At 45.3% G+C, this 21,739-nt stretch carries 18 protein-coding genes and 1 pseudogene; 4 read left to right on the forward strand and 15 right to left on the reverse strand.

What is annotated here, in order from left to right; all coding sequences use genetic code 11:
• Window positions 1–53 precede the first annotated feature (53 nt).
• From RAH45_RS10510 to RAH45_RS10520, 3 genes are read right to left on the reverse strand one after another with little or no spacing between them, the layout of a single operon-like run.
• Window positions 54–2,474, reverse strand: a complete 2,421-nt coding sequence (locus tag RAH45_RS10510) for a molybdopterin cofactor-binding domain-containing protein (RefSeq protein ID WP_306495264.1) — start codon at window positions 2,472–2,474, stop codon at window positions 54–56.
• A 2-nt stretch (window positions 2,475–2,476) separates the two neighbouring features.
• The gene (locus RAH45_RS10515) at window positions 2,477–3,469 is read right to left on the reverse strand and encodes an FAD binding domain-containing protein (RefSeq protein ID WP_198328770.1); all 993 of its coding nucleotides are present in this window, start codon (window positions 3,467–3,469) and stop codon (window positions 2,477–2,479) included.
• Window positions 3,466–4,158: a 2Fe-2S iron-sulfur cluster-binding protein gene (locus tag RAH45_RS10520; protein ID WP_198328769.1), complete on the reverse strand. Its 693-nt coding sequence runs from the start codon at window positions 4,156–4,158 to the stop codon at window positions 3,466–3,468. Before RAH45_RS10520 ends, RAH45_RS10515 begins: the two co-directional genes overlap by 4 nt.
• A 341-nt stretch (window positions 4,159–4,499) precedes the next feature.
• Between RAH45_RS10520 and RAH45_RS10525 the strand changes: the two genes are divergently transcribed.
• Both RAH45_RS10525 and RAH45_RS10530 read left to right on the forward strand, forming a co-directional pair.
• Window positions 4,500–5,174, forward strand: a complete 675-nt coding sequence (locus RAH45_RS10525; RefSeq protein WP_102077623.1) for a DsbA family oxidoreductase — start codon at window positions 4,500–4,502, stop codon at window positions 5,172–5,174.
• Between the two features lie 29 nt (window positions 5,175–5,203).
• Window positions 5,204–5,452 carry a DUF2164 domain-containing protein gene (locus tag RAH45_RS10530; protein WP_068403868.1) on the forward strand — a complete coding sequence of 83 codons (249 nt, stop codon included), beginning with the start codon at window positions 5,204–5,206 and terminating at the stop codon, window positions 5,450–5,452.
• An 86-nt stretch (window positions 5,453–5,538) separates the two neighbouring features.
• On the opposite strand, the gene RAH45_RS10535 is transcribed toward RAH45_RS10530, so the two are convergent.
• Window positions 5,539–6,663, reverse strand: coding sequence for an S-(hydroxymethyl)glutathione dehydrogenase/class III alcohol dehydrogenase (locus RAH45_RS10535; protein ID WP_068403870.1), 1,125 nt, complete (start codon window positions 6,661–6,663; stop codon window positions 5,539–5,541).
• Window positions 6,664–6,873: 210 nt separating this feature from the next.
• Here RAH45_RS10535 and RAH45_RS10540 point away from each other — a divergent pair, with 210 nt between their 5' ends.
• Window positions 6,874–7,752 carry a LysR family transcriptional regulator gene (locus RAH45_RS10540; protein WP_068403872.1) on the forward strand — a complete coding sequence of 293 codons (879 nt, stop codon included), beginning with the start codon at window positions 6,874–6,876 and terminating at the stop codon, window positions 7,750–7,752.
• Between the two features lie 61 nt (window positions 7,753–7,813).
• Here the strand turns inward: RAH45_RS10540 and RAH45_RS10545 are convergent, their stop codons facing one another.
• From RAH45_RS10545 to epmB, 8 genes and pseudogenes are all read right to left on the reverse strand, one after another.
• Window positions 7,814–8,104, reverse strand: a complete 291-nt coding sequence (locus RAH45_RS10545; protein ID WP_198328767.1) for a DUF4031 domain-containing protein — start codon at window positions 8,102–8,104, stop codon at window positions 7,814–7,816.
• A 67-nt stretch (window positions 8,105–8,171) separates the two neighbouring features.
• Complete coding sequence (locus tag RAH45_RS10550; RefSeq protein ID WP_198328766.1) at window positions 8,172–10,412, reverse strand: transglutaminase TgpA family protein; 2,241 nt, start codon at window positions 10,410–10,412, stop codon at window positions 8,172–8,174.
• Entirely contained in the window at window positions 10,409–11,497 is a 1,089-nt protein-coding gene (locus tag RAH45_RS10555) for a hypothetical protein (protein WP_198328765.1), read from the reverse strand. Before RAH45_RS10555 ends, RAH45_RS10550 begins: the two co-directional genes overlap by 4 nt.
• A 35-nt stretch (window positions 11,498–11,532) precedes the next feature.
• Window positions 11,533–12,492 (reverse strand): AAA family ATPase, encoded by a 960-nt coding sequence (locus tag RAH45_RS10560; RefSeq protein ID WP_226928936.1) that lies wholly within the window; start codon window positions 12,490–12,492, stop codon window positions 11,533–11,535.
• Between the two features lie 84 nt (window positions 12,493–12,576).
• A complete protein-coding gene (locus RAH45_RS10565; RefSeq protein ID WP_068403883.1) occupies window positions 12,577–13,032 on the reverse strand; it encodes a c-type cytochrome in 456 nt (151 codons plus the stop codon).
• Between the two features lie 160 nt (window positions 13,033–13,192).
• Window positions 13,193–14,302: pseudogene (locus RAH45_RS10570) on the reverse strand (EAL domain-containing protein).
• Window positions 14,284–15,819, reverse strand: a complete 1,536-nt coding sequence (locus RAH45_RS10575; RefSeq protein WP_102077620.1) for a cyclic-di-GMP receptor FimW-related protein — start codon at window positions 15,817–15,819, stop codon at window positions 14,284–14,286. The pseudogene RAH45_RS10570 and the gene RAH45_RS10575 overlap by 19 nt, the downstream one beginning before the upstream one ends.
• 279 nt (window positions 15,820–16,098) lie before the next feature.
• Window positions 16,099–17,106: an EF-P beta-lysylation protein EpmB gene (gene epmB, locus RAH45_RS10580; RefSeq protein ID WP_068403886.1), complete on the reverse strand. Its 1,008-nt coding sequence runs from the start codon at window positions 17,104–17,106 to the stop codon at window positions 16,099–16,101.
• A gap of 173 nt (window positions 17,107–17,279) precedes the next feature.
• On the opposite strand from epmB, the gene efp reads away from it, so the two are divergent.
• Window positions 17,280–17,852 (forward strand): elongation factor P, encoded by a 573-nt coding sequence (gene efp / locus RAH45_RS10585; protein WP_068403887.1) that lies wholly within the window; start codon window positions 17,280–17,282, stop codon window positions 17,850–17,852.
• A gap of 83 nt (window positions 17,853–17,935) precedes the next feature.
• On the opposite strand, the gene RAH45_RS10590 is transcribed toward efp, so the two are convergent.
• The 3 genes from RAH45_RS10590 to RAH45_RS10600 form a co-directional block, all read right to left on the reverse strand.
• Window positions 17,936–19,750, reverse strand: a complete 1,815-nt coding sequence (locus RAH45_RS10590; protein ID WP_306495265.1) for a GAF domain-containing hybrid sensor histidine kinase/response regulator — start codon at window positions 19,748–19,750, stop codon at window positions 17,936–17,938.
• Between the two features lie 21 nt (window positions 19,751–19,771).
• Window positions 19,772–20,578: a tRNA threonylcarbamoyladenosine dehydratase gene (locus RAH45_RS10595; RefSeq protein WP_369811268.1), complete on the reverse strand. Its 807-nt coding sequence runs from the start codon at window positions 20,576–20,578 to the stop codon at window positions 19,772–19,774.
• Window positions 20,579–20,738: 160 nt separating this feature from the next.
• On the reverse strand, window positions 20,739–21,731 hold the full coding sequence (locus RAH45_RS10600; protein WP_191690413.1) for a TatD family hydrolase: 993 nt from the start codon (window positions 21,729–21,731) through the stop codon (window positions 20,739–20,741).
• Between the last annotated feature and the right edge of the window lie 8 nt (window positions 21,732–21,739).

A 21,739-nucleotide genomic window follows, 5' to 3' on the forward strand; every position in this document is an offset into this window, starting at 1 on the left:
TTTTTATATCAAGCATCAGTTAGCCATTCGTTAATATCGACTATCAACAATAGTTATTCTGGCAACTCATAAAGCAGCTTATCAAGAGTGATTGGGAAATCGTAAACGCGCACACCGACCGCATTATAAATAGCATTAGCAATAGCCGCCGCTGCTCCAGAAATCGCGGTTTCGCCAATCCCTTTGATATGCATGGGATTGGTATAAGGGTCATCTTCTTCGACCAATATTACCTCCAGTTGCGGCACATCGGCATTGACCGGCACATGGTATTCAGCAAGATCATGATTGCATAGGCGACCATCACGCTTATCATGGATGATTTCCTCCATAAGCGCCGAACCAATACCGAAAACCATACCCCCGTAGCATTGTGAAGTGGCGGTTTTATGGTTAAGAATACGTCCGGCAGCAAAGGCGCCCGTCATGCGTTTAAGACGAATCTCGCCAGTCACTCTATGGACGGCGACTTCCGCGAAATTGACACCAAACGACGCTTGGCGATGGCTTTTGGCATTTTTTCCTGGTTTGATTTGACCTTTAGCGCTCATTTTTTTCTCATCGCATGCAGCGATAATATCTGCCAATGCATAAGACTGAAAATTGCTAAAATCGTATTTTTCTGCAGCAGACTCGGGTAAAGCTAAACCCGTTTTTTCAGTGACTGTATCTTTTAAATCTAGCGCTTTGTCTTTAAGCGTTTCAACCGCTGCTTCTGTTACGCTAGGGTCATGTTCACCTGCTCGTTTAATCTGACCTTTATCAAGCTGAATGGTGTCTGGATAAAGCCCGACTTTTTCTGCCAACATATCGCGTAGTTGCTCACAGGCAAGATAGATACCGCTCCCTGCACTTGCGGCGCCCACACTACCACCCGAACCTGAAGCCGGTGGCAACTCACTATCACCCAGCTTCATCTCGATATGGTCTATTGGTAAGCCTAGTAAATCAGCGGCAACCTGAGAAAATACCGTATAAGAGCCCGTACCGATATCGGTCATATCGGTTTCGATAATGGCTTTAATGCCAAGGGCTTTTGAATCGTCAACTTGCAGTGTCGCCCGCGCCTCTGACGGTTTTAATTGGTTACCACGAGCGGATGCCGCCATCCCCGTACCAATCCACCAATCTCCCTCTAACTGACTGACAGGTTTATGATTGCGCTGCTCCCAACCGAATTGCGCCGCCCCTTGCTCCATACAAGCAAGTAGCTGCCGCGTCGAAAACGGAATGTCTTGGCTTGGGTCTTGCTCAGGCTCGTTACGACGTCGCAGCTCAAGCGGATCGATATTCAATTGCGTGGCCAATTCATCCATCGCACATTCAACCGCAATCATACCGACCGCTTCACCGGGTGCGCGCATAGAGCCAGAAAGCACGTAATTCATATCTACTTGTTTATAATTCACGCGGCGATTTTCACCGCGGTATAAATATTTAGTCGATAATGCTGTCGGCTCAAAAAATGCCTCACCCGGTAAATTACTGCCAACGGTATCGTGAATAAAGGTATTGATGATGCCGTCTTTATCACAGCCAATGGCGATACGCTGGCGAGTGTTTGAGCGTCTAACGGTCGCTTCCATCACTTGCGGACGCGTCATACTGATCAGCACCGGACGACCAAGCTCTTTTGCCGCAATCGCTGCTGCAATCGACTCAGGCGCGATACCCAATTTACTACCGAAACCGCCACCAACAAAATAAGAAATTAGTTGGACCTGATCTTTTTTTAGATCTAAAGCATCCATCACTTGCTGTTTGCAAGGTGCAATCATTTGGTTTGAGGTATACATGATGAGCTTATCGTCTTCCCAATAAGCCAGCGTCGCATGCGGCTCCATCGGCGAGTTGCTTTGACTTGGCGTATGGTAAAAGCGATCGAGAGTAATTTCCGCTTGCGCCAAGCCTTTTTCAGGGTCGCCTGTAACAGAATTTTTATCTGGGCCCTTTTGCTCATTGACATCATGAGCACTTGGCAGCTCTTGGGTAAAGTTTAATGCCGCTTGTTCGGTCTCATTTTTATAAGTGACTTTAAGGGCATTAGCGCCTTCGGTCGCCGCTTCAAAAGTCTCAGCAACCACTACCGCTATCGGCTGCCCGTGATAATAAATCTCGCTAGCGCCTTGGGTTGGTGCTTCGGTCTCACCGCCTTGCTGTGAGTTTCGCAAAAAATGCTTAGGATCGGTCACCACTTTGATGATGCCAGGAATATCTTCTAAAGCACTGCTATCGATATTTTCCACTTGTCCTTTGGCTATTTTCGCGCCAACTAAAACGCCGTAAACTTGATTTTCTCGATAAAACTCTGCTGAGTAAGGTGCTTGTCCGCTGACCTTTAACGAACCATCAACACGGTTAATCGGTTTGCCGACCAAATTGCTTGCTGTTTTGTCAAAAAGCGAATCGACAGGCTCATTCATCATCATTTTTTTGGTAGGTTCTGATGGCAATACTGAGTCCAATAATGACATGATTATGCTCCCTCGCCCGCTAAGGCGCGCTGAATAACTTGTTTAAGTAGGCGACGCGTCAATGGTATTTTAAAATCGTTTTGACCGTGACCTTTGGCCTCTTTTAATAATAAGTCTGCGGCTTGTGCGATCGTAGCGTCATCACCCGCCGTGCCCGTTAATAATGCTTCAACGTCTTCATTACGCCACGGCATCACCCCAATACCACCAAACGCCAAACGTACAGTCGCCAAATTACCCGTATCATCGCTCTCGATGACAGACGCACAAGACACTAAGGCAAAGGCGTAAGAAGCGCGGTCACGTACTTTGTCGTAGGTATGCATGCCTTTGATAGGCGATGGTAAAACAACATGAGTGATAAGCTCGCCACTCTCCAAGACATTTTCGATATGCGGCGTGTCTTTTGGCAGACAATAAAAGTCTTTGACTGGAATAGAACGGGTCGAACCATCTGCTTTCACCGTTTCAATGACAGCGTCAAGCAACCGCATTGCCACCGCCATATCAGAGGGATGTTGAGCAATACAGGCATCACTTGTACCTAAAACAGCTAGGGTACGGTGCTCGCCATTAATCGCTGGACAGCCACTACCGGGTTCACGTTTATTGCACGGACTGTCGGTCTGATAAAAATAATAACAACGCGTGCGCTGTAAAAAATTACCGCCAGTGGTGGCTTTATTACGCAGTTGACCCGTCGCGCCAGCTAAAATAGCGCGCGATAATACCGGATAATTGGCAATGACCTCCGGATGCGCCGCCAAATCACTGTTGGTGACCAGCGTACCGATACGTAATCCGCCATCAGCAGTCGTTTCGATTTGCTCAAGCTCAAGACGGGTGATATCGACCAATTTGGTTGGTGTTTCAATCTCAAACTTCATTAAATCTAAGAGATTGGTACCACCGCCGATAAATGACGCATCTTTTGAGCTGGCAGCAGTCGCTGCTTGCTCAGGAGCTTCGGCACGGACATAGTCAAAGCGTTTCATAAGTGAGCTCCTAATTGGGCGTTATGGTTTTTATTTTGTGACGCCTCATTTTGCGACGGCTTACTAAGCTGAGTTTCACTAGGCGGCGGCGACCAAATACCGGTAACGCTTGCAGCATCTGAGCCTTTTGTAGGTATAGTATTTTTTGTAGTTATAGTAGTAGAGACAGCTTTACCTGTTACGTTATTTTCCAAGACTTGCGAGATGGCATTAATAATGTTCGGATAAGCCGAACAGCGACAAATATTACCGCTCATGCGTTCGGCGATTTCTTGTACCAGCAAGCCATCAGGATTTTGCAAATCGGTAGTCACATAGCTTGGCCAGTTTTGCTTAATCTCTTCAATCAAAGCAGTGGCTGAACAAATTTGCCCCGGCGTACAGTAACCGCACTGAAACGCATCGTGGTCTTTAAACGCTTGCTGTAAGTCTGAGAGCGATTCAGGCATTCCAATGCCTTCAATCGTCGTAATCTCATCACCGTCGTGCATGATCGCAAGGGTCAGGCAAGAATTAACCCGTCGCCCATTAATGAGCATGGTACAAGCGCCGCATTGACCGTGGTCGCAGCCCTTTTTGGGTCCAGTAATTTGTAGATGCTGGCGGCAGACATCAAGCAATGTCGTGCGCGGATCAAGATTATCGAGCTGATAATCTTGCTGATTAATCATTAACGTCAAGGTAGACATGCTGGCTTCTCGCTGGCAGTTATTCATAAAAGGATAAGTGTGCACGCTCTTAAACAGCGTCAATCGTTTCATTATGGCGTATCAAAAACAGCGCTTTGTTTTTACTTTGTAGTCATTGCAGTGTAGTTTTTTTAAGCAAATAGTGAGGATAAAACTTTTTTGTCAACTTTTGAACCTACGATAACTCTCCTTTACAACTGCGGTTGGCTGCTTAACCTCGTTAGTAGAACCTGTAACTTAGCAACCATTGTAATCACGATTTCATTCTCTTAATATGGATTCAACTTTATAAAACCTTCTATAAATAAATCGAACATAATCAATAAAATAGGTATAAAAATATGGAAAACTCAAATCAACCGCTATCCGGAAAACCTCTGCGCATCGATATCGTCTCAGACGTGGTTTGCCCGTGGTGTATCATCGGTTATCGTCAATTGGCTGAGGCGCTCAAGCAAACCAATACCGAGCACGAAATACACTGGCATCCATTTGAGCTAAATCCTAATATGCCAAGCGCAGGACAAAATTTGCGCGAGCACATTATGAAAAAATACGGTTCGAGCAAGGAAGAATCAGACGCGAGCCGCCTTAGAATGACGCAAGCGGGCAATGAAGTTGGCTTTGAATTTAATTTCAACGATGACACGCGGATACACAATACTTTTAATCTGCATCAGCTGTTGTATTGGGCAGGTCAACAAGGACAAAAGCCGATGCATGACTTAAAGCAGGCGTTATTTGGCGCGCACTTTACCGATGGTCGCAACATCTCTGATAATACGGTGCTGGCTGATATTGCAGCGGAAGTTGGACTTAATCGTGAAGAGGCGCTGGCTGTGCTGGAGGATCAGCGTTTTGCCAAAGAGGTACGCGCAGAAGAGCGCCACTGGCAGCAGCAAGGTATCCAAAGCGTACCAGCAATGATTTTTAATGAGCGGCACTTGGTCAGCGGCGCGCAAGGCGTGGACAATTACGTCAATATTTTACAACAATTGGCTGCTATGCAAGAGTAAATAAAGCTTTGCTAATAGGACTATGATTAATGAGTAAAGAAAAATTACTGACGCTGTCAGACGAAGCAGAAGAAATTGTCTTGGATAAGCTTAGAGAGTATATGAGCGAGGAATTTGATGTTGATATTGGCAACCTGCCTGCTAAGTTTTTATTGGATTTTATAATCGAAACCTTGGGACCACTTCTCTACAATCAAGTGGTCGACGATATTGAACCTTGGTTATACGATAGATTTACAGGCGTTTTAGAAGATATGCACAGCTTTAAAAAAGATTAAAAGGCATACAAAAAAACGCCGCCCCATTATAGGAGCGGCATTTTTATTTAATAGCGTTAAAAAAGCTTAGCTATCTAAGCATCATTCTAGAAATGCACCACAGAGCGAATACTCTCACCTTTATGCATCAAGTCAAAAGCTTCGTTGATATCTTCTAACGGCATGGTATGAGTAATAAAGTCTTGTAACGGAATTTCTCCTGCTAGGTAGCGCTCGACGTAGCCTGGCAACTCTGAGCGACCTTTGACACCACCAAAGGCTGAACCGCGCCAGACGCGACCTGTGACTAACTGGAATGGACGGGTTGATATTTCTTGCCCTGCGCCCGCGACACCGATGATGACTGACTCGCCCCAACCTTTATGGCAGCACTCTAACGCTGAGCGCATGACATCAACATTACCGATACATTCAAACGAATAATCAACGCCGCCATCGGTCAGCTCAACGATGACATCTTGGATTGGCTTATCGTAGTCTTTTGGATTGATGCAATCAGTCGCGCCCAATTTTTTGGCCAATTCAAACTTGCTTTCGTTAATATCAATGGCAATAATACGGCTGGCCTTGGCCATTTGTGCACCGATAACCGCTGATAGTCCGATACCGCCTAAACCAAAGATGGCAACCGTTGCACCTTCTTCGACTTTTGCAGTATTCATGACAGCGCCCATACCAGTGGTCACGCCGCAACCAAGTAAGCAAACTTCTTCTAGCGGCGCTTCTTTGTTCACTTTTGCCAATGAAATCTCTGGCAACACCGTATATTCAGAAAAGGTTGAGCAACCCATATAATGGTAAATTGGCTCGCCATCTTTATAAAAGCGCGTCGTACCGTCTGGCATTAAGCCTTTACCTTGGGTCTCACGTACCGCCGAGCACAGGTTGGTTTTACCTGAGCGGCACATTTTACAGACGCCGCACTCTGCAGTATATAAAGGAATGACATGGTCGCCGACTTGCACGCTGGTGACGCCTTCGCCGATTTGCTCAACGATACCGCCGCCTTCGTGGCCTAAAATTGCAGGAAACACACCTTCTGGGTCTTCACCAGATAAGGTGAACGCATCGGTATGACAAACACCACTGGCGACAATTTTCACCAGTACTTCGCCTTTTTTGGGCAGCATCACATCCACTTCTTCGATAGACAATGGCTCATTTGGCCCCCACGCAATGGCGGCTTTGGATTTGATAAAGTTATCTGACATAGTATTCTCTCTTTTTAATTAATTTTATCGTTTATTATCCGCAGACCAATTTAGCTTATAGCGCTTACTTGATAGAGGCAAGCGCTAGTTATAGCAGTTTATATTTGAGCTGTTTGTAAAGGATTCATTTTATGCTGTCCATTATAGTTGTTTCTGCTGTGATAACAATATGCTATATTTGCAAATATCTTTTACACAATGGTAATAATCATGCGCTGGGATGGCATTAGCGAGTTCGTCTATGTGGCGGAATACGAAAGCTTTACACGAGCAGCAAAAGAATTGGGTATTTCAACCGCGCAGGTCAGTCGGCAGATAAGCGCCTTAGAAAAACGCCTTAACATTAAATTGCTCTATCGTACGACGCGCAAGGTATCGCTGACTGAAGAAGGTCGGGTATTTTATCAGCATTGCCGCGGTGTGCTTGACGGCTTAGATGCGGCCGAACAAGCCGTAAGCAATTTACAAACCAAACCCCAAGGCAGAATTAAACTGACCGCCCCTGTCACCTATGGCGAACAGCAGTTATTGCCCCTTATCAATGATTTTATGGTGCAATACCGCGATATCGAAGTGACGGCTTTTTTAAGCAATCAAAAAATTGACTTAATTGAGGGTGGTTATGATTTGGCGATTCGTATTGGCAAATTAAGCGACTCAACGATGATGGCAAAAAAACTTAGTCATCGTACCAATTTTGTCTGTGCCGCGCCCGCTTATCTAGAAAAGTACGGCGTACCATATTCTCTAGTCGACTTAAGACAACATAATTGCTTACTTGGTACGCGGGATTATTGGCACTTTATAGAAAATGATAAAAACGCTGATAAGGAAATAAACTTACGCGTCTCTGGCAGCGTGCAATATAACAGCGGTCACAGCCTAGTCGATGCGGCACTAAAAAGCTTGGGTATCGTGCAGCTACCTGATTATTATGTACAAAAACACTTAGCGTCCGGTGCACTGGTTAGCGTGTTAGATGACTATAGAGAGCCTGAGGAAGGGATTTGGGCGATTTATCCGCACAATCGTCATTTATCGCCAAAAATCAGATTGCTGGTGGACTATTTAGCAGAGCGCTTATCTTAATAAAGCTTGAAAGTGGCGATTTAGGATTAAGGCTACTTATTGTTGTAAGTTAAGTAAAGTCTTATTTTGACGACTTAGCACGTGTTATTGGAGCGTTTAACTCTACTTTTAGCTTTTTTGCACATTCAATAATTTTCTTACGATCGGCCGCTATAGCGCCATATTCAAGCGCGGTTTTACGCATTTGCACCGTGACGTCATAATGCGGATAGCTGGCGTATTGATGAAATAAGCGCTTATCTACTTCAATCAGTGCGGCAAAATCGTGCAACTCTTGCAAGGTATCAGCCAGCATATGGCACCATTTATAGCCTTTAAATTCTATTTGCATAAAATCCACGTAAATTGCCATATGCCTGCACTCCTCTATTTTTACTAAAAATTTATCACGCTCTAAACAGCACCTTCAAAAACAGCCATTAAAACAATTCACTTGTCTCTTTCTTGAGCTGTTTAAGCACCGTTTGATATTCGCTATCGCTGGTTGTAAGGGTACTTAAACGGCCATAGCGTAGCTTGCGATAGTGTTGTTGAATCTGCTCAATTTTTACTTGGACAACTTTTGAATCACCACTAGCAGTTAGCTTACTGGCATTATTATGCTTACTACTATTTTGACCACTGTCATCATCGATTGCGCTTGCCAAACGCGCAAGCCAAGCCAACTGCCCTTCACTCTCTGAACGCGCTAACGATTTATCCGCTTTAGCGATGCGTTTTGAGAGTTGGGCAAGCGGCAGGTCTGCTGGGTGCCAACGTTTGCGGCGACGCTGCCAGATAACAAACACAAGCATTGCCATAACGCTAATGGCACTTACTGCCAACCAAGTGATTTGCTGCATGATTGAGCGAATATTAAACCATTTCAGTAGCGAATCCGCTTGCTTATCTTGATCGTAACCAACGACGTCCTTTTGCCAATAGTAGCTCGCTTGGTCTGACAGACGGCGTAAGGTTTGCAGCATTTGATACTGCTGATAGCTGATTTGTGCCCCAGCGCCCTCGCCAAACATTGCTGCTCCTCGCGCCTGTGTCAACGCATCCATGCCTTGCTCGACGCGCTCAGGGGCGACAAAAGCTGTCGGATCGACACGTACCCAGCCTTGACCGTCAAGCCAGACTTCCGTCCAAGCATGCGCGTCCATCTGCCGCACTTCCCAAACGTTACCGTTACGACTAGGCTCTCCGCCTTGATAGCCGGCGACAACGCGAGCAGGAATACCAGCGGCGCGCAGCATAAAAGTAAAGCTAGAAGAATAATGCTCACAAAACCCCGCTCTGGTGTCAAATAAAAACTCGTCAATACGGTTGGTATTTAAACGTGGCGGTGATAGCGTATAGCGAAAGTTCGTTTGATTTATCCAGCGCTCGATTGCCTGTATATAGCGCACGGGATCCGAGCCAGACTGGGCAAATAACTGCTGCGCCAGTAGGCGTGCTTGCGGATTACCGCTACTTGGTAGTGCAAGATTGAGACGGCGCGACGCCTCAGACAGCACAGGGTCGATACGCATCGGCGCAAACTGCAAGACATCGTAGCGCAGCTGCTGGGTAACTGGCTGATCTTTTCGTAAGGTAAAATTTGAGGTAATACTGATATCTTGCTGCTGAGCAAAAGGATAATCAAGGCCAAATAGCCAGTTTTGCTGCGTTGGCTCTAAGATAATTTGATAACGATTCGGGGTAATTTTCACCTCATCAGGAACGGTCGCTAAGGCATTCGCTATCCAATTTGGCATTTGCGGCGCGGGTTGCCATTCTCGTTGCTGCGGACTGGGACGCCATGTGACCCCGTCAAAATTACTAAAAACCAAACCACGCCAATAAAGCTGCTGCTGTGGCGGGCGCTTAACTGCAAACTCTACCCGAAAAGCCAGCTCAGTCGACTGGCCCAAATTTGCAAAGTCGCCGGGCGACATACTGTCAGAGACACCTGTAAACGCTTGCTGACCTGAGAGCTGTACTGACCATAGCGGCGGCAAGCGCGGAAAGAATAAAAACAGCACGACCAACAGCGGCAATGCGCCAATACCCAGCACACCCAAAGTACGCAGGCGACCATCACCGCGAGTATTGCCATCATCGTTAAGCGCTATAAACGCCAACAATACAATGACCGCACCGATGATTACCTCTAGTGTTGTCACAATGCCTTGATCCAACAAAAACAGTGAAGCAAGGACAAACAAAGATAAATTGAGCACCACATAGGCATCACGGCGCTTGTACAATTCCCACAGCTTACTGATAAGGCACAGTACTAAAAATGCCACACCCATATCCAGACCAAACGCCGTGTTATAAGTCACCCATAAGCCCACAAGCCCAAGTAAGAAGCCAAGCATTTGCATGCTTTGATAAACGCGCTTTAGATGCGTCAGTTTTTTAAACTTAGCTTTAATACGCGGTAGTTGGGCAATGATACTGACCAGCGCAAAACCTATAAGCCATAACGGCAAGTGCGCGGCATGCGGTAAAATAACAATAACTTGCGCAATTAATACCCAATAATACGCTGGCAAGGCAAATAGCTTGCGAGTCCATTTAGCATCGCTAGCCTGCTCAGTGTGAGAAGTGATATGTTGACCCAAAGCCAATTGTGCAAAGTTCGCAGGATTTATCTCTGTCTCATTTGCAGAGTAATTTTGAAAGTTGGTCATGGTGCTTTTGCCAACCTTAACAAGCATGCTCGTGCAAATGCCTCACCTTCACCCATCGGTGCATGAGAGGATTGATCAAAACGCATGTCATTCGGTAAGCGTATATTAAATGGGACGCCAAGTTCACCCAATGTCAGCACCCCATACGCCATTTGCGCCAGTTTTTGTTCATGCTGCGCCGCTGGCATATCAGCATAGTCTAAGGTTTGCTCATGGCCAACAGGATCAGCGAAATGCTTGGTAAACATCCCTTCGCCGCGCGCCACGTGACCCCAAGAAACGCGTGCTAACGACTCGCCTTCGATATAGTTATCAAGCCGCTCGAAGTCGTCTTGACCTTGGCGATATTGCCCGCCTATCGGCAAATCCTCCGGACTGGCAATGGCATATTGTGCTTGCCAGTCAAATACTTCAGGTTTTGGGTAAACCCACGCGCTACGGGCGAAATAGACATATGACCATGCGCGCATAATCCCTAAGGGGTAAACGGTTTTTATTTTTAATCTTGGTAGTTGCAACTGCCCACGACGATAAGTCTGCACCGGCAAACGAATGATTTGCTCGTCTTGTAGGCGCGTGACCAATACTGAGAGCTGACTATCAGCATTAATCTCATGTTGGTTATCGTTGTTTTTATTGGCTTTTCTATCGACCTTTTTATGAGGCTTTTGCTCAGTTTGCGCAGAGACAATTTGCTCAAAGGTAAATAATAACTGCCGTCTTGGTCGGCGGCTGTCATTACGCAGCTGCAACGTGACCCAAACAGGCGCGCCGGCTTCTGCCATGGTGATATCAAGCAGACGGACTTGCAGACCCGAGATATGGGCGAAGGTTACATGAAAGCTAATGAGCCAGACGCTGATGAGATAAAAGCACAGCCCCAATACCAAGTTATTACCATAGTTGATACCAGCGATAAAGGTGATGATTAATAAAACGGCAAACAGCAACCCTTCACGGCTAAAAAAGATATAGACGTTACGCAAATTCAGCGTCGCACTATCACTTTTGGGCGCACGCGAGGCAAACCAACGGCTTAACACTGAGCGAGCTGGTACGGTTAAGGCTTTTGGCAATATGCTCATGACTACCCTATCCTTACCATAAAAGATGCAAACAATTAAACAACGTCAGCCACATCTGCCAAAATGCGTTGGGCGATGGTTTGTGTCGCTTGTCCTCCCGTCACATGCGCAGGCACGAAACGCTGGCCAAGTCGATGGTCAGTGACCGCCGCAAACACCGCTTGAATATCTTCAGGCGTCACCTCCATATGTCCCGATACATAAGCATATGCTTGCGCCGCACGCTGTAGTGATAGCACACCACGCGGTGATAAACCATGATAATCAAAGCTTGCACGCGTTTTTGCGACCAGTCTTTGCAGATAATCCAACACCACATCGGCGACATATATTTGCTTGACCCCTTGCTGCGCTAATAATACAGCCTGCGTATCAAGCACTGCGGGCAGCTTTTTTAATAGCTCACGACGATTTTGTCCCTTTAACAGCTCGCGCTCAGCGGCAGGCGATGGATAACCAAGCGACAAACACAATAAAAAACGATCTAGCTGCGATTCAGGCAGCGGATAGACGCCCGCTTGCTGCAATGGGTTTTGGGTGGCTATGACAAAAAATGGCTGCGGCAATAGATAGGTTTGCCCATCTTGTGTCACTTGCCGCTCCTCCATCGCTTCTAATAACGCGCTTTGTGTCTTAGGGCTAGAGCGATTGATCTCGTCGGCGAGTAACAGCTGCGTAAAGATAGGGCCGGGACGAAACTCGAATTGCTGCTGACTTTGATCAAAAATACTCATACCCAAGATATCTGCTGGCAGCATATCATTGGTAAATTGCACGCGGCTAAAGCTTAACCCGAGCAATTGCGCCAAGCCTTGCGCCAACGTCGTTTTACCCATACCTGGCAGATCTTGCAACAACAAGTGCCCGCCTGCCAAAATACCACTGAGCGCCAGTTTAACCACCTCGGGTTTATCTAGCACTATTTGATTTAATTGCGCCATTAGCTGAGCAATTTTTTGCTGATTATGGCGATAGTCATTGGTGGCTTGGTTCATTATCGATTCTTGGCTCATTTTTTAATGAAATAGGTTTAAAAAAGAACACCTCTCTGTTAGGTATTTCTCAATCGAGCGTTGCTGCTATTTTGTTTCATCAACTGTTGGTACCGGTGCCCGCAGCGTTGATAAATAGGCAATCACATCGGCACGCTCCTTACTATCTGGCATCGGATCTGACAGCATTTTTGAATCGGGCATGGCTTTTTCAGCATCAGCGATATAAGTATCAAGCGTCTTAGCATCCCATACCCAACCTGATGCCGCAAGCCCTTCGCTATAGGTATAATCCTCTAGCTCGGCGGCTTTTGCGCCATAAATATTCATCAGCTGCGGCCCTTTTTTATTGAGCCCAGGGTTAAGCTGATGACACTGACCGCATGCGTCTTGGTATATCAGCGCACCGTTATCGGCATCACCCTCAGTATAAAGCGGCAGCGTGACCGGATCTCGATAATCAGGCGGTGTTTTTTCACAAGCGGTGAACAATAGCATAGCGGCACATACAGCGCCTAATGAGTATTTTTTGATAATAGACATGGTGGAATAATCTTAAATTGAGGAGCAGAGGCTATGTATGCGCCTACCTTCACCATAATACAAGGTAAAAAGGATAAACAAACATAACGCTGCGTAGAAGTATATATCGTTGCTAACCGTTAAACAGGGCTAATGTAACATGAAGTTTATTTACCCAAATTTAGCTCTCGCTTGCCACTTTTATGGTATTACTAGGTGCTTCTAAATAATAACTCTGTAAGTAGCGTGCGCCTACGCTCCACGCGACTGACATGGTCGCCGCATCTTCAATATATGGCATCAAGACATCAACGCTAATTTCATTGGTACGCATGATGAGCGACTTAACCGTTTCTAAATTCTCTGGGTTATCAAGGCTATCGACATAATTTCGGGCTAAGCGCACCATATCAGGCTGCACAAAATTGGCCAGCTCAACCGATTTAGCAGACGAGCCAAAATTATTAATACCCAGCTGACAGTTTACTTAGTTAAGCGCCGTAAATTGAGATTTCGCCACGGTTAAATGGTCAGCAATGTCTTTTTCATTAAACTGCAAGGTTAGCGCGCCCGCTCTGCCGCCAACTGCATTGATGAGTTGACTAGCAACGCTCGGTAGTTTTTTATCTATCAACGACGCATTGGTCAGTTGTACCAGTAACCTTGCATCTGGATGGGATTTACGCACATCATTGATTTTTTTACAGGCATTAATCAGTATCCAGCGATCAATTTTTTCAAGGAGCTTGTGCGCTTTAGCCACCGCCATAAACTGGTCAGGGGTCAGTACGGTATTGTTTGCATCGGCTAATGGCAGGCGTAGATACACCTCAAAGAAATCACTGCGATCATGATTGATATCATATATGGGCTGGAAAGACAACTCAAAGCGATTATTAGCAATAGCATCGACTAAAGACTCAGCAAGGGCATGATCATCACTATTGGCATGTTCGCTAGCGTCATATAAATGGTATTTATCACCATGATTGGAGGTTTCAATCATAATTTGATTGATAGCATCCAGAGCCCGTTCGAGCAACACTTTTGGCTCAGGCGTATTTTTTTCTATTTTTACGATCGCAATACTTGCCGTCGTACTTGTCGTCCGTTTATCCACTTCAATTAGCATATCACTAATGGTCGAGCCAATTTTCTTAGCCAATTTCTCAAGCGCAGCGGTATTTTGATTTTCTACCAAGATAGTAAAAGCGGTATCGCTAAAGCGACTCACATGGCTGTTTCCCTCTATCTCATTTGTCATTAGCTCATCTATTGATGAGGGCGACATAATAAGAACAGACTCATAATACGCAGTGATGGCGGTTCAATAGAATCTAGCAGGTCATTATTAGCAATCCTTGCTATATCTTTTATCGCTTTAGGGTCATAGTCTTTTTCGAGGGTATCATTTGTCTCTCTGCTTTTTATTGATGCCTCAGGGCCAAAAAATGAATGAACGTTTTTGCACGCCATATGCTCAGCCGTTGCTACTGGCTCTTTTGGTTTGGGCAATAGTCGCAAGGTACGAAAAACGGACAAATCGTCGTTATTGACAGCGCCACCATTAAATCTACCGTCAAATGTCTCTACCGCTAACCCTTTATCGGTGGCATGTTTTTTTGGCAAGGTATCGTAGCGGGGTTGCTGATAATCTGGTAACGCTTTGGCGACAATCAAACTTGATAAGCTTTGCTGGTTACTGACGCGGTAATGAATGTCATTGAATCCTGTGATGACGTGAGCCTCTTGTTTGGCACTTTGCTTGATGGGTAGTGTCAAGCGAGGCTGGATATAGCGATAGCTTAATGTCATGGCAACCGTGTTAAGCAAGCAATATTCAGCGCCTTCTCGACCATCCTTGATAAGTTTGTCCTTACGCGATTTCAAATAAGCGACCAGCGGTGCTAACTCGATAAATACACAATCATGATGGGCATCATAAGGATTAATCGCACAATGGGCGGTCAAATACGTCGGTGCGCTGTCACTATTTAAATTGACGAACACCTTTGTCTCCGTCTGCAGCTCTACCGTTATAATAAGGTGTTCACTCCACTCTAAGAGCAAACGCTGTACCATCAAGATATTGGCTCGGCGCATGGCACGCACGTTTAACAAGCTATGCAAACATAACTGAGCATATAGCTGATGGATAGTATCCGCACAGTGGGTGGTGATATAAGCACTGACATCAATATCAACTGTCCGCTGTTGGCAAGCCATATAGTAGAGCTGATTGATGTTAGACCATAAAGACGCTGTAGGCTTTTGGTAGCAAAGCGCTTCTTCAAACAGCAACTTTTGATACATCAACAGCGTCTGATAGGTCGCAATGGCCAAGGTAATTGACGAAGATTTGTCATTGGTAAAATAGCGCTGCCACAGATGGGTAGATGGTGATGGTTGATTATCTGCTAAAAAAGCAGTCTCTCGCTTTATAACACCGTCGTAACCCATAATCATTAAATAGTACAGCGATTTCACATGTGCTACATAGTCCAGCTGATAAGCGTTAAAAGCCTGCGTTTCATAGATATAATGCTGGCGCAGCAGCGCAATCAGCTGATTGGCCGCATCCAATACAATATTAAATAGCGTTAGGCGCTGGCGATCCTCTATATTTGCCGTACGCAGCTCTGTGAGCACTTGTTCTAACTGCTCTATTTGCTGCATCTCTGCCTGCAGAGGCAACAGCGCCGCCCATTTGCGTAAATGCTGCTCATCGCTATTAAACGATTTAGGCAATGGTTGCGATAAGGGCGCATCCGCTGTTAAATACTGCTGAAATGTCGATAAATTTACCATTACTATCCTTAGTAATTGCGTAGATTACCAATAGAAGTCGACCGCTATCTCTAGAGTTTACTTTTATAGACGACGACACTTAAGCACAAACCACTCGGGCACAAACTATTTAGGCATAGACTTCAAATTGACTGCTCAGTGACCGCTCTATGAGTTTGACTCAAATTGCTTTAACAGTGCCTATGTATGAAAATTTTTAAACTTATCACTAAAAACAACTGTAATAATCACTTAACCGTTATTTGTTTACTAAAATTTAGATGTATTATATTGCCTATTTTAAGATTCATTGTAAATATCAATCGGTACTTTAAAGGGTTTATTAGGCAGTTCGCGCACCAACTTTGGCACTAAATAACCAGGCAAAGCGGCGAGTAACGCCCAGTACAGCTGAATAGCTGCGCGCTCGTCACTATCAAAATGGGCAGCACCGTCTACTTTGTCCAAGACATGCAGATAATAAGGCAGAACGCCAGCGGCAAACAAGCGCTGACTCAATGCGGTTTGCACCGTCACGCTATCATTGATACCCTTTAACAGTACCGCTTGGTTTAATAAAGTGACGCCCGCCGCGCGCGTACGCTGCAAATACTCAGCGGTCAGCGCATCAATCTCATTGGCATGATTACAATGAATCACCATCACTATTTGGCAGCGACTTTGCGACAGTCTATCCAATAGCGCCTCATCTAAACGCGCTGGAATGACCAATGGCAAACGAGTATGCAGCCTGATGGTGGTCAGTTGCGGAATCGCTTCTAAGGTATCGAGCCAAGAAAATAAGCGTCTGTTGGTGACATTTAACGGGTCACCGCCGCTTAAAATCACCTCGTTAATCTCAGGATGGGCGCTAATATAATTGATAATATGCTCTTTGGCATCGGCGGTTGGCATATTGGCGCTATAGTCAAAATGCTGGCGAAAGCAGTAACGACAATGGACGGCACAAGCACCGGTAATGGTTAATAAGACTCTTGATTGGTATTTATGCAATAAACCCTTTACTGGATTGTGCGTATTTTCGCTTAAAGGGTCTGCCACATAACCGGTCACAGCGATTTGTTCTTTTTTATTGGGCAATACTTGTTTAAGCAGAGGGTCATCAACGTCACCGACCGTCATTTTTGCTACAAAACCGCGCGGTACACGCAGCACAAAATGTTCAGGTATATAAACCTCTGAGCGCAATGATTCAAGCTTTAACAGCTCAAGCAACTCATCAATAGAGGTTATCGCTTCCGATAATTGCGTTTGCCAGTTTTTTTGTGTGATTAAATGGTTTATCATGACAACCTTATACCTGTGCCCAAAAGCCGCTATTATACGCTCTTAGTACGTCCGCTATCAAAGCGTACGAATTATTCTACAACCTTGTGCATCATAGGCAGCTTTAGCACAGCAAGGCGCAAACCCCACATCCAATTATTGATGACAATACTTACAACCCTTAGGAGTCTTCCGTGGCAAGTTTTTCTACTAACGAATTTAAAGCTGGTCTCAAAGTCATGCTCGATGGCAATCCGTATGCCATTCTTGAAAATGAGTTTGTCAAACCGGGTAAGGGGCAAGCCTTTAACCGTGTCAAAATGCGCAACTTACGCAGTGGTCGCGTGCTCGAGCAGACGTTTAAATCAGGCGATAGCTTGGAAGCGGCGGATGTCATCGATACAGAAATGAACTATCTTTATAACGATGGTGAATTTTGGCACTTTATGCACCCTGAGAGTTTTGAGCAATTACAAGCCGACAAAACCGCGATTGGTGATGCACTAAAATGGCTAAAAGAAAACAGTAACGCGCTTTGCACCATCACCCTATTCAATGGTGTGCCATTATCGGTCACGCCGCCTAACTTTGTTGAACTGCAAATTACTGAAACCGATCCAGGTGTGCGCGGAGATACGTCAGGTGGTGGCGGCAAACCTGCAACCCTAGAGACAGGTGCTGTGGTACGTGTGCCGTTATTTGTCCAGCAAGGTGAAGTGGTTCGTGTTGACACCCGTACCGGCGATTACCAAACGCGCGTTAACTAAGCGTCTTTATCTCGTTTAAAAAAAGCTTAACCGCTATTAGGGGTTAAGCTTTTTTAATGTCAAATGCTTTTTAGATGAGGAAATTATTCTTCCATCGATTGCTTATACATCAGCCAGTATTGCACCAAAGCATTAAGCTGCTCTTGTTTAAAGGGTTTGGTGCAATAATCCTGCATACCGACATCAAGATATTTTTTACGCTCACCATCCATCGCATTGGCGGTCAAGGCGATGATAGGCGGCAATGCTTGCGGGTCATAAAGCTCATGCAGTTTAATCGTCGCTTGTACACCATCCATAATCGGCATGTGATGATCCATCAAAATGACATCATACTGCTCAGGATTTAACGAAAAAACCTCTATGGCTTGTTGTCCATCCGTGACGTGAGTGACCGTATGACCGCTATTGTTCAGTGCTTTTTTAGCAATCATGGCATTGACGCTATCATCTTCGACCAGCAATATATGACCAATAAGCTCATGACTTGGTTCTGTCATACCAAAGTCGTTTGAGTCTTGCCAGCTCTCGTAATGCGCTTCATCGATAGGAGGTAGCGGCAATAATACGGTGAAAGTCGTACCAATACCGACGGCACTATCTACTTCGATATAGCCGCCCATCAGCTCTACCAAAGATTTACAAACTGACAGACCTAGACCTGTTCCACCATAAAGGCGATGAGTCGATTTATTGGCTTGATCATAAGCATCAAATATCGCCTCTAAAGATTCTGGCTTGATACCGACACCGGTATCTGTAACCTCAATACAAAGCGTCATGTCTTGATGATTAACCGAACCACTATCATCAGTATTATAATGAGAAGCTTGCTCTACTTGTAGCTCATGACTGCATATAGACTTATGATTACCGTATTTATCCTCACAAGGGTTGTTTTCCATGTGTTTAACGTCAATGGTCACCCGTCCGCCTTCACGGGTAAATTTAATGGCGTTATTGACCAAATTTACCATGATTTGTTTGATGCGTACCGGATCACCCTTGATATAAGGCGATAATGCCTCGGTATAATGATAATCTAACGTCAAACCTCGCTGACGGGCTTTGACCGCAAATAAACTCACCACTTCGTTACAAAGGCTCGATATATTCATCGGTATTGAATCGATGGTCATTTTGCCCGACTCAACCTTTGATAAATCTAAAATACCGTTAATAATCGCCAATAAGTGCTCGTTTGAGACTTTAATATTATCGACGTACTCTTGTTGTTCAGCGCTCAGCTTAGTCTCAGCGAGCATCTCAACCATACCAATGATGCCATTCATCGGCGTACGTATTTCGTGGCTCATGTTGGCCAGAAACTCTGACTTCATCTCATTAGCATGCTTGGCATGGCGCTGCTGGTCTTGAAGTTTCAAAGCATCGGCAGCCATCGCAGCAAACTTCGCCAATATATCTGCGTCATTATCGGTAAAATCGTAGTGCGCTTGCATATCCATCAAACATAAAGAACCCAAACTATAGGTCTTGCCATCTTCTTGCATAATAATCGGCGCGCCAGCATGAAAACGCAAATATGGCGCTTCTGTCACCAAAGGGTTTTGACTAAAGCGACTGTCCTCTGTCAAATCTGGCAGTACCAAAACCTCATCCGACAGGACAGTATAATTACAAATAGCGACTTTGCGTGACGTTGTACAAATACCATCGAGCCCATGCAGCGATTTTAAATACTGGGTTTCCTCATCCATAAAGGTAATGGCTACGACTGGCATATTAAAAAACAATTTCGCAAGCTCGGTTAAACGCGCAAAAGCAGGTTCTTCATTATTGTTGAGTACCTGATATTTTTTGAGTTTACTAATACGCTCAGCGTCTTCCGCAGCGACAGGATAACGATAACCGATTTCTGACGAGTTAGATGTAGACAAAATGGACTCCGTTAATTCAGGTCAGACGCTTGGCTTGACCGCCGCCTGTTTGAGCAATAATTGTAATGCTTCACTAACCATCAGCATCGCGACCACTGAGGTGACGACGACCGCCGAACCATAGCCACCGCAGTGTAAACCGCCTGTTTGACAGCTTTTATCAACACGCGGTGGCTCTGTCGAATAGACACATTTGATGCCAAATCTCTCTTTAAGCGTACTATTAATCCCTTTTTCATGGCGCAGTTTATTGCGTAGCTTTGCCAACAACGGATCTTGATAACTATCGCGTAAATCGCTTACACGAATTTGACTCGGGTCTATTTTACCACCTGCTCCGCCTGCACACACCAATTTTAGTTTGTTAAAACGGCAATGCAGGGCAATAGCAAGCTTAGCATTCATATCATCAACACAATCTAAAATAACAATTGGATTTTTTTGCATAGCCATTTTTGCTTGCTCGCGCGTGGGCAATAATGCTGCGACATTTTCAGGTGTTAAAAAATCATCTATCAGATTTATTTCAACTTTCGGATTAATCTCACGGATACGTGTTGCCATTGCCGCAATCTTACTTTGACCAAAGGTACTGTCTAACGCGGGTAGCTGACGATTGACATTTGACGCCACCAATATGTCCAAATCAATCAATGTAATCGTACCAACGGCGGTGCGAGCCAGCGCTTCTGCCGCCCAAGAACCCACCCCGCCAACGCCAATGACGTAAACATGCGCTGCGGCAAAGGTATCGACAGCAGAGGCACCATACAATGTTTGCGTGCCTTTAAAACGGCGTTCATACTGCTCGGACGATTCATCAATCACATCGACGCTGTCAGCAGCAAGTTGTTGCTCGCTGCGCGCAGTGACCTCTTTATTAACTAAAGTATCTGTTTGCTTTATAGTTTGCTGCAATTGTGTCTCTTCGGTCATAACAAATTAAAGCTCGATTAAAAGGTTGTTTATTATTAATAAGTATCTTGGACTACTCTTGAACTGGATAACGCCAATCGGTACGTAAAGCATTGCAACTGTTGTGCCAAAATTGCTCGGCAAGCGTCTCGGTTGGCACAGCAAGTAATTCACTTAAACTGCCTAATACATAAGGTAAGTTGGCTGGGACATTTCTATCATGAGCGGGTGCATCGCCCCATTCATCATCTGGGCTTTGGCCAAGTGCTGACTGACTACCGCTCGAAACTTGACACATTATCGGCGTCATATCTGGGCAATCTGTCTCGATGACCAAACATTCAATACCATAAGTATCGACCGCTGCTTGAATCGCACGGCGCAGCTTTTTGGCATTTGGATTGGTCACCTGACCGGTCACCCCAAGTTTAAAGCCCAGTTTTACAAAGGCTTTTGCTTCTTGTTCACCGCCACTAAAACTATGGGCAACGCCGCCAAGCTCATGAGCATCATAGTCATGCGCCTTTAACAACGCCAATGCTTCAGCATGCGCTTTACGGATATGTAGCATCACAGGTAACTGCTGGCTCACCGCCATATCCAATTGGGCTTTAAAAAAACGCGCTTGCTTGGCGACCATATCAGGCTGTTTCATCTCATCCGTAAAGGTATCAAAGCCGATTTCACCGATGGCCAAAGGACGTTTGTCATTTAACATCTGCGCCATGTTTTCTAAATGCTCATCCGTATGATTATCGATATAAAAAGGATGCAAGCCTAGGGCAATATGCGCATGCAGAGAGATTTCTTTTTGCTCAAATGTCTGTCCTGCAATAGCGTGCACCTGTTTATTAATAAATTCTTTAGTTGCGTATAAACGGTCAAAATGCCGTTGTAAATACCCTACCAATACCAAATGGCGCACGCCTCGCTGATACGCTTTTTGTATTTGCTCCTCTCTGTCGACATCAAACACGGGAGCGTCAAAATGGGTATGGGTATCAATGAGAGGAAAAATTGTAGGCAATTTCTCATTAGCGTTAAATGAGGCGTAAATCGCAGTCATCAATAGCC

It is taken from the genome of Psychrobacter sp. van23A (assembly GCF_030845275.1).
Lineage (GTDB): Bacteria > Pseudomonadota > Gammaproteobacteria > Pseudomonadales > Moraxellaceae > Psychrobacter > Psychrobacter faecalis.

Bases quoted from the DNA above. Each gene is read 5' to 3' on its own strand.
- RAH45_RS10510 (WP_306495264.1), bottom strand. From the start codon at position 2,474: ATGTCATTATTGGACTCAGTATTGCCATCAGAACCTACCAAAAAAATG.
- RAH45_RS10515 (WP_198328770.1), bottom strand. From the start codon at position 3,469: ATGAAACGCTTTGACTATGTCCGTGCCGAAGCTCCTGAGCAAGCAGCG.
- RAH45_RS10520 (WP_198328769.1), bottom strand. From the start codon at position 4,158: ATGTCTACCTTGACGTTAATGATTAATCAGCAAGATTATCAGCTCGAT.
- RAH45_RS10525 (WP_102077623.1), top strand. From the start codon at position 4,500: ATGGAAAACTCAAATCAACCGCTATCCGGAAAACCTCTGCGCATCGAT.
- RAH45_RS10530 (WP_068403868.1), top strand. From the start codon at position 5,204: ATGAGTAAAGAAAAATTACTGACGCTGTCAGACGAAGCAGAAGAAATT.
- RAH45_RS10535 (WP_068403870.1), bottom strand. From the start codon at position 6,663: ATGTCAGATAACTTTATCAAATCCAAAGCCGCCATTGCGTGGGGGCCA.
- RAH45_RS10540 (WP_068403872.1), top strand. From the start codon at position 6,874: ATGCGCTGGGATGGCATTAGCGAGTTCGTCTATGTGGCGGAATACGAA.
- RAH45_RS10545 (WP_198328767.1), bottom strand. From the start codon at position 8,104: ATGGCAATTTACGTGGATTTTATGCAAATAGAATTTAAAGGCTATAAA.
- RAH45_RS10550 (WP_198328766.1), bottom strand. From the start codon at position 10,412: ATGACCAACTTTCAAAATTACTCTGCAAATGAGACAGAGATAAATCCT.
- RAH45_RS10555 (WP_198328765.1), bottom strand. From the start codon at position 11,497: ATGAGCATATTGCCAAAAGCCTTAACCGTACCAGCTCGCTCAGTGTTA.
- RAH45_RS10560 (WP_226928936.1), bottom strand. From the start codon at position 12,492: ATGAACCAAGCCACCAATGACTATCGCCATAATCAGCAAAAAATTGCT.
- RAH45_RS10565 (WP_068403883.1), bottom strand. From the start codon at position 13,032: ATGTCTATTATCAAAAAATACTCATTAGGCGCTGTATGTGCCGCTATG.
- RAH45_RS10575 (WP_102077620.1), bottom strand. From the start codon at position 15,819: ATGGTAAATTTATCGACATTTCAGCAGTATTTAACAGCGGATGCGCCC.
- epmB (WP_068403886.1), bottom strand. From the start codon at position 17,106: ATGATAAACCATTTAATCACACAAAAAAACTGGCAAACGCAATTATCG.
- RAH45_RS10600 (WP_191690413.1), bottom strand. From the start codon at position 21,731: ATGACTGCGATTTACGCCTCATTTAACGCTAATGAGAAATTGCCTACA.